This is a genomic window from Nocardioides abyssi, from assembly GCF_030412915.1.
GTDB lineage: Bacteria > Actinomycetota > Actinomycetes > Propionibacteriales > Nocardioidaceae > Nocardioides > Nocardioides abyssi.
Window position 1 is genome coordinate 1 of record NZ_JAUHJR010000039.1, and the last position, 406, is coordinate 406.

Here is a 406-nt window from a genome sequence, read left to right on the forward strand (position 1 = left end):
GGGCGCCGTGGCCCAGGTCGTGCCGCTGGCGGCCGTCGACGCGGGCGCCTGAGCCGAGCGGCGTACGCCGCAGCCGCCCGAAGCAGCCAGCACGTGACGACGGCCCCGGAGCAGTGCTCCGGGGCCGTCGTCGTCGCCTGGCCCGTGTGTCACGGGCCCCGGCTCAGGCGTCGCCGCCCTCCTGCTTGACCCCGCTCACGGCGGTCGGGTCGTCGATGCGGTACTTCGAGAAGGCCTTCTCCACCAGGCTCGGGTCGATCTCGCCGGCGTCGGCCAGTGCCTGGAGCGAGCGGACCACGACCGACTCGGCGTCGATGTGGAAGAAGCGTCGCGCCGCGGGGCGGGTGTCGGCGAAGCCGAACCCGTCGGCTCCCAGCACGCAGTAGTCACCGGGGACCCAGCGCGC

1 protein-coding gene is annotated in these 406 nt (G+C 74.9%); it reads right to left on the bottom strand.

What is annotated here, in order from left to right; genetic code table 11:
• Positions 1–163: 163 nt before the first annotated feature.
• Positions 164–406 (bottom strand): hypothetical protein (locus QWY29_RS19800; protein WP_300962957.1); only part of this gene is annotated, 243 nt, incomplete at its 5' end.